Annotated in this window: 5 protein-coding genes; 2 read left to right on the top strand and 3 right to left on the bottom strand. The window is 68.7% G+C overall.

What is annotated here, in order from left to right; translation table 11 throughout:
* A partial coding sequence (locus Q1W68_RS13185) for a PAS domain S-box protein (protein WP_300649410.1) occupies positions 1-3,376 on the bottom strand: 3,376 nt, incomplete at its 3' end.
* Between the two features lie 163 nt (positions 3,377-3,539).
* Here Q1W68_RS13185 and Q1W68_RS13180 point away from each other — a divergent pair.
* Positions 3,540-4,685 carry a response regulator gene (locus Q1W68_RS13180; RefSeq protein ID WP_300649412.1) on the top strand — a complete coding sequence of 382 codons (1,146 nt, stop codon included), beginning with the start codon at positions 3,540-3,542 and terminating at the stop codon, positions 4,683-4,685.
* Here Q1W68_RS13180 and Q1W68_RS13175 read toward each other — a convergent pair.
* Complete coding sequence (locus Q1W68_RS13175; protein WP_300649414.1) at positions 4,651-5,880, bottom strand: MFS transporter; 1,230 nt, start codon at positions 5,878-5,880, stop codon at positions 4,651-4,653. The two genes, Q1W68_RS13180 and Q1W68_RS13175, sit on opposite strands and share 35 nt — an antisense overlap.
* 68 nt (positions 5,881-5,948) lie before the next feature.
* Between Q1W68_RS13175 and Q1W68_RS13170 the strand changes: the two genes are divergently transcribed.
* Positions 5,949-6,857 (top strand): delta(1)-pyrroline-2-carboxylate reductase family protein, encoded by a 909-nt coding sequence (locus tag Q1W68_RS13170; protein WP_300661167.1) that lies wholly within the window; start codon positions 5,949-5,951, stop codon positions 6,855-6,857.
* A 4-nt stretch (positions 6,858-6,861) separates the two neighbouring features.
* On the opposite strand, the gene Q1W68_RS13165 is transcribed toward Q1W68_RS13170, so the two are convergent.
* Positions 6,862-7,094 (bottom strand): Lrp/AsnC ligand binding domain-containing protein (locus Q1W68_RS13165; RefSeq protein ID WP_300649418.1); only part of this gene is annotated, 233 nt, incomplete at its 5' end.

The following is a 7,094-nucleotide window of genomic DNA, read 5'->3' as shown; positions in this document are numbered from 1 at the left end:
CCGCCGCCTGCAGCACATCGCCTTCACCCAGCCCGACACGCGCGCCGCCCTCGGTGCCCAACGCACCCAGGTGCGCCACGGTGAAGCGCTGGGTGGCCAGATCGAACAGCAAGGCCGCCGAGAACACGGTCGAGAAGCGCGATTCGATGTTGTCGCAGACCACCTGGAAAATGCGGTCGAGATCCAGGCGTTCGTCGGTGGCACGCACGATGTGGTTGAGCAGCTCGGTGCGCGAGAGCTGCAGCTGCAGCCGGGCCTCGGCCCGGACGCGCTCGGTCACGTCCTGCACGGTGCCGCTGACCGAGACCACCGCACCGCTGCTGTCGCGCTTGGGCTCGTCGATGTTTTCCTCGAACCAGCGGAGGTCACCGTCGGGCAGGAAGCAGCGGTAGGTCCAGCTTCGGGACGTGCCACCGCGCAGGCAGTCGTTCATGGTCTGCAAGTACTCGGCGCGGTCGTCCGGATGGACGCGCTTGAGCGTCTCTTCGATGCCCGGCGCACCGTGGGCGGGGTCCAGCCCGGTCAGGGCGTACAGACTGGCGGACCAGACCGCCGAACGGTCCTGGGCCAGGCGCTCCCAGCTGCCCATGCGCGCCAGCGACTGCGATCGCGCCAGGCGCGCCTGAGAGGCCTGCACGGCGACCAGGGCCTGGGCGCGCTGGGCTTCCATGGCCACCTGCTCGGTGATGTCCATCGCCACCACCAGCTCGGCCTCGCGCCCGTTGTAGTTCAGGCGCTGCGTGGTGACATCCACCGCGACGGTGGTGCCGTTGCTGCGCTGGTGCAGCCGGGTGCCGACCCGCTCACGACCTTCGGGCGAAGGCTCACGCACGCGGTCGCGCAGGCGTTGTTTCTCGCTGTCGGGGCGCAGGTCGTCCAGGGTCAGCGCGAGAAACTGCTCGCGGCTGTATCCGTATTGCTCGATGGCCGCGTTGTTCACTTCGAGGAACGCGCGGGTGTCGCAATCGAGCACCCACATCGGGTGCGGGTTGCCCAGGAACAGCAGCTGAAAGCCACCCCGAAGGCGAGCCTCTTTCTGCTCGGCCAGCTTGCGCTGGGTGATGTCGCGCTCGATCGCCACCCAGTGGGTGTACGAGCCGGTCGCATCCGCAATCGGCACGATGTCCAGTTCCAGCCAGAACTCACTGCCGTCCTTGCGGTAGTTGATCACCTCTTCGCGCACCGGCTCCCACCGCCGGACGCTCTGCTGGATGCGGTCCAGCGCATCGCGCTGGGTTTTGGGGCCGTGCAACAGGCGCGGGGTTTGTCCCAAGGCCTCCGCAGCGCTGTAGCCGGTCAGGCGCTCGAACGCTTCGTTCACATACAGGATGCGCGGGCCCGGCGCTTCAAACGGCTCGGCTTCGGTGATCAGCACGATGTCGTTGACACGGGACACGCAGGTCTCCAGCAGCATCAGGCGCTCTTCGCGGACCTGCCGCTCGGCGGCGCGTTCCAGCTGGTCGAATGCCAGGGCCAGGCTGTCGCCGATGGCTGAGAGCAGGCGACTTTCCTCCTCCAGAAAGTACCCCGGCTCGTTGGCCATGAGCACCAGGGCCATGGGCACCTGCCGCTCGGGTGCAATGGGTACCACCGCCACCGCCCTGAACCCACGGCGCACCGCCGTGGAGGCCCAGGTGCCCATGTTCGGATCGTTGGCGATGTCGTTGGACACCACCAGCTGGCGGGTGCGAAGGGCTGTGGGCACGGGCGAAGGGTAGGTGTCCACGTCCACCGCCGCGCGGTTGAGCAGGTCGGTGTAGCCACCGTCGGTGCCCGCACTCACCACGGCGGTCAGGGTGCGCCGCTGCGGGTCCATGCCGGCCACCCAGGCCATGCGCAACTCGCCGTCGTCCACCGCGATCTGGCACACCCGCTGCAACAAGGTCTCCCGGGACGTGGCCGAGACGATCGCCGCGTTGATCTGGCCCTGCACCACGTACATGCGGCGCAGCCGGTGTTGCTCGGTGATGTCCTGCAGGGCACCCGCATAAACCACGGGCACGCCGGCCGCATCGCGCTCCACGAAACCAAAACCGTCGACCCAGCGCACGACGCCGTCGCTGCGCACGACGCGGTATTGCAGGCGCAGCGGTTTGCCCCCTTCGAACAGCATGTCGCGGTGGGCGTTGACCATCGCCCGGTCGTCCGGGTGGATCATGGCCTGGTAGGTCGCCACCGGGACCGGCCCCATGGCGGGGTCCAGTCCGAGCATCTCGTAGATCGTGTCGGAGGCGCTGTACAGCCGGGTCTTGAGGTCGAGCTGGTAGAAGCCCACGCGCGTGATCTGCTGCGCCTTGACCAGCTGGGCCTGGTTCTTCGAGAGCTCGATCAGCATGTTGTCCAGCCCTGCGTCGATCTCGGCGAACTCGCGGCCCGCCGTGGCGGGCAAGGGCGGCGACGGCTGACCCAGCGCCGTGGTTCGCATGCGACCGAGCAGGTGCGAGACCGGCTGCGCGATGCGACGAACCCCCAGGTACCAGGCCAGCACCAGACCGATCAGCGCGGCCAGCGCCATCACGGCGAGCTGCTGGCGCAGCTGCCGGGTGGCCAGGGCCACGACATCGCTCTGCCGGCCACCGACGATCACCTGCAAGCCCTCGCCCCCCAAGCCCTTCAAAGGCACGAATTCGTACAGCCATTGCACGCCCTGCGCATCGCGCAGATCCAGGCTGCCGGTGATGCCCGCCAGCACGGCCCTGCGCAGACCTTCCTGCTGGATCGGCTGCCCGATCGCGTCGACGCCCTGTTCGCTGGAGGCCAGCAAGATGCCTTCGGCGTTGGTGAAATCCACGTGCATGGCGCCGGGCAGCGACAAGGCCTGCAAGCGCTCAGCGGCGGGCACGAGGTCCACGGTGGTGAAGGCCACGCCCACCAGCGCATCGCTGTAGTTGTAGACGGGCATGCCGAAACCGAGCTGGCGTTTGCCCGAGACACGCCCCACGAGGTATTCGCCCAGGGAGAACTGCAGGCTGCTCACCGCCTTGCGGAAGTAGGCCCGATCGGCGACGTTGACCGGCTGTGGACCGGTCTGGGCCAGGCACTGGACATCGCCCTGGAGGTCGGCCACGCCGATGTTGCCGTAGCCCGGCGTGGCCGCCGAGACGTTGCGCAGGAACTCGTAGCAGAGGTCGCGCAGGTCGTTGCGGCGCACCGAAGGGCCGGCGGCCACGGTGGCCAGGATCTGGCGCACGCCCTCGATGAGCTGCTCCTGGTTGGCCGCAGCCAGCATGCCGACCGCCCTGAACTCCTGGCGCTCGCGCTGCACCGCCTCCTGGGTGGTCTGGTTGTGGCTGAGCACCAGCATGACCAGGCCGGGCAGGACCGCGATGAGCACCAGCAAGAGCAGCAGGCTGCGAATTCCCGTCTTTTGACGCAAGGCGTCGCTCCTGTTGGTTGAAGCAAAAATAAATCACCAAATGCCACTGGTCCCGATGCTCGCACAAACGCGGTAGGTGGTAGGGTATGTGGCACCATGCGCTCGTGAAAAAACGCTTCATGTGACCTGGTCACGTCAACGAACGGCCAACGGGCACCCCAACATGCCACACCGCAGCTCCACCCCCCACCGGCTTCGCCCACGACTGCTGGTGGTGGACGACGAAGCACCCCAGCAACGTGCCCTGTGCGAGATCCTGATGGATCAAGGCTACGACGTGGTGGGATGCACCGATCCGCTGGTGGCGCTGGACAAACTCGACGAATCCAGCTTTGAGCTGTTGCTCACCGACCTGCAGATGCCGGGCATCGACGGCATCGAACTCACCCGCCGTGCGCAGGCTGTGGCGCCCGACATGGTCATCGTGCTCATGACCGCGCACGGCAGCATCGGCAGCGTGGTCGACGCGATGAAGAACGGCGCCATCGACTATGTGCAGAAGCCCTTTCGCATCAGCGGCATCGTGCCGGCGGTGGAGCGCGCGCTGGAAGTGCAGCGCCTGCGGGTGAACAACCGACGGCTGGAAGCCGAGGTGTCGCAACAGGTCAAGGAGCTGCTGGCCGTCAACCAGGAGCTGGATGCCTTTGCCGCTCGGCTGGCGCACGACCTGCGCGGGCCGCTGGTCAACATGCGCAGCATCCTGGCCATGACCTTGGAGGATCTGGGCGAACAGCTCGATCCACCGCAGGCCGACATGGTGCGCCGAGGCGTGCAGTCGGGCGATCTGGCGCTGCGCATGGTGCGCGACCTGCTCGACTTCGCCCGCCTGGGCAACCAGCCGCTCACCATGGCGCCGCTGCCACTCGACGACGTGTTGAAGGCGGCGCTGGCCACGGTGCAGCCCCAGTGCCTCGGCCGTGCGATCGACTGGAGCATCGGCCCGATGCCCGAGATTAACGGGCATGCGGGCCTGCTGCAGCAGGCCTTTGCGAACCTGCTGGGCAATGCGATCAAGTACACCTCGGCACGCGAACAGGCGCACATCAGCGTGACCGCACAGGCCCTGCCCCACGGGGGGCACCACATCGTGTTCGCCGACAACGGCGCGGGCTTCGACCCCAAGCAGGCCGACCAGTTGTTCAAGCCCTTCCGGCGGCTGCACACGGCCGACGAGTTTGTCGGCGAGGGCATGGGGCTGGCCAACGTGCGGCGCATCGTCGAACGCCACGGCGGCACGGTGGTGGCGCGCGGGCGTCTGGGCGAGGGCGCCAGCTTCACGATCGCGCTTCCACCGCCGCCGGCGGGCTGAGCGGTCGGGGCGTCTTCAGCAGCCCGATCAGCGCCACAACGCAAAACACCGCACTGGTCCAGAAAGTGAACGCCGGGCCCCAACGGTCCCACACCAAGCCCGCCACCACGCTGGCCAGCAGCATGGCCACACCAGCGACCAAGTTGAAAAAACCGAACGCGGTACCGCGCAGATCGGCCGGCGCCACATCGGCCACCATGGTGGCGAGAAGGCCCTGTGTCATGCCCATGTGGATGCCCCACAGCGCCACGCCCACCAGCACCACCGCCCAGTGGCTGCTGCTGCCCAGCACCAAATTGGCGGCGATCAACACCACGAGCCCCCAGGCCAGAAGCAGGCGATGGCTCACCCGGTCTGACAGCCGTCCGAACGGGTAGGCCGACAAGGCATAGACCGCATTCATGGCGACCATGACCAACGGCACCAGCGCCAGCGCAACGCCGCTTCGCTCGGCATTGAGCACCAGAAACGCCTCGCTGAACCGGGCCAGCGTGAAGACGGCGCCCACCGCCACCACCCACCAGTAGGCCGGGCCCAGGCGCCGGAGGTTGTCGCGCCGGATCGGATTCTGTCTTGTCGCACCCGGCTCGCGCGGGGGCTCTTTCACGCCCACCACCAGCAGCAACACGGCCAGCACGCCGGGCACCACCGCCACCCAGAAAACCGCCCGGAAATCGTTGGCCCACAACAGCATGAGCACGACGGCCAGCAGCGGCCCGGCAAAGGCGCCCACGGTGTCCAGCGATTGCCGCAGTCCAAATGCCGCGCCTCGAATGCCGGGGGGCGCGAGATCGGCGACCAGGGCGTCACGCGGCGCGCCCCGGATGCCCTTGCCCACACGGTCCAGCAAACGGGCGGTGAGCACCACCCCCACCGACGGCCCCCATGCAAACAACGGCTTGGTCAAGGCCCCCAGACCGTAGCCCGCCACGGCCAGCCATTTGCGCCGACCCAGGTAGTCGCTGAGCACGCCGGAGAACACCTTGGTGATGAGTGCCACCGATTCGGCCAGGCCTTCCACCAGCCCCACCATGAACACGCTCGTGCCCAGCACGCCCACCATGAACAGCGGCAGCAGGCTGTGGATCATTTCGGAGGACACATCCATCAGCAGGCTGACGAATCCGAGCACCCAGATACCGGCAGGCAACTGACGCAATCCACCCGGGGGAGGCTCAGGCCTGGTTGAGGACATTCGATGGATCCGCCTTGGCGGTCGGGGCGACCGCCCCCCCATGGTGCCCGAAAGTGGATGATGGCGGCATGACTTTGCCGCTCACACCCCATCAGACCGCCGACGCCCTGCCCTACGCAGCGCTGGCCGACGAGATCGAAACCCTGCTGCGCGACCCCGGCGTGGTGGTGCCCGCGCGCACCGTGCAGGCACTGGCCGGCGGCGGCAGTCTGTTCGTGATGCCCGCGGCCGACGCGCGCGTGGCCATCACCAAACTCATCACCTTCATCCCCGACAACGCCGCACGCGGCCTGCCCGCCATCCAGGGCGACATCGTGGTGTTCGACGCCGTCACCGGCCAGCGCACCGCCCTGCTCGACGGCCCGACCGTCACCGCGCGGCGCACGGCGGCGGTCTCGCTGCTGGCCGCGCGCCTGCTCGCGCCGCGCACCGACGGGCCTCTGCTGATCGTGGGTGCGGGTGTGCAAGGCCGCTCGCACCTGGAGGCGTTTCACCACGGCCTGGGGGTGCGGGAGGTGTGGGTGGCTTCGCGCGGCGCGGCGAGTGCCGACGCGCTGGTGCAGCACGCGCGTGGCCTGGGCCTGCGCGCACAGCATGTGGTGGATGCCGACGCGGCCCTGGCCCATTGCCCGCTGGTGGTGAGCTGCACCTCGGCGCAAGCGGTGGCCCTGCGCGCACGGCCGCGAACCGACGCCTTCGTGGCCGCGGTGGGCGCGTTCACGCCGCGCATGGTGGAGTGGGCGCCCGAGGTCTGCCGCTGGCTGGCCGGGCAAGGCCTGCTGGTGGTGGACACGCGCGACGCCGACCACGAGGCGGGCGATCTGCTGCAGGCCGGCATCAACGTGCCCGGGCTGGCCACACTGGCCGACGTGGTGCGCGACCCGGCGGCGCACCGGCGCAGCGGGCCGGTGTTCTTCAAGAGCTGCGGCTGGGCCGGCTGGGACCTGGCGGCGGCGCGGCTGGCGCTGCGGCGGTGAGCGCTCAGCGGTAGGTGGCCAGGTGGATGCTGGTCTCGGTGCCCTGGATGCCCTTGATCAGCCGGATGCGCTCCAGCACCTGCGAGAGCTCACTCATGGAGCCGGCGCTGAGCTCGGCCAGCAGGTCCCACCGACCGTTGGTGTCGTGCAGCGCGGCCACGCCGGGCTCGCCCAGCAGGCTCGCGATCACCGCGCGCGTCTGGTTGCCGTCCACCAGCACCGCCATCCAGGCGCGGA

The sequence above is a fragment of the Hydrogenophaga sp. genome, assembly GCF_030158645.1.
GTDB lineage: Bacteria > Pseudomonadota > Gammaproteobacteria > Burkholderiales > Burkholderiaceae_C > Hydrogenophaga.
This window is presented reverse-complemented; position numbering and strand designations above follow the sequence as displayed.

Excerpts from the sequence above, each read along its gene's own strand:
- Q1W68_RS13180 (WP_300649412.1), top strand. The coding sequence starts at position 3,540 with ATGCCACACCGCAGCTCCACCCCCCACCGGCTTCGCCCACGACTGCTG.
- Q1W68_RS13175 (WP_300649414.1), bottom strand. The coding sequence starts at position 5,880 with ATGTCCTCAACCAGGCCTGAGCCTCCCCCGGGTGGATTGCGTCAGTTG.
- Q1W68_RS13170 (WP_300661167.1), top strand. The coding sequence starts at position 5,949 with ATGACTTTGCCGCTCACACCCCATCAGACCGCCGACGCCCTGCCCTAC.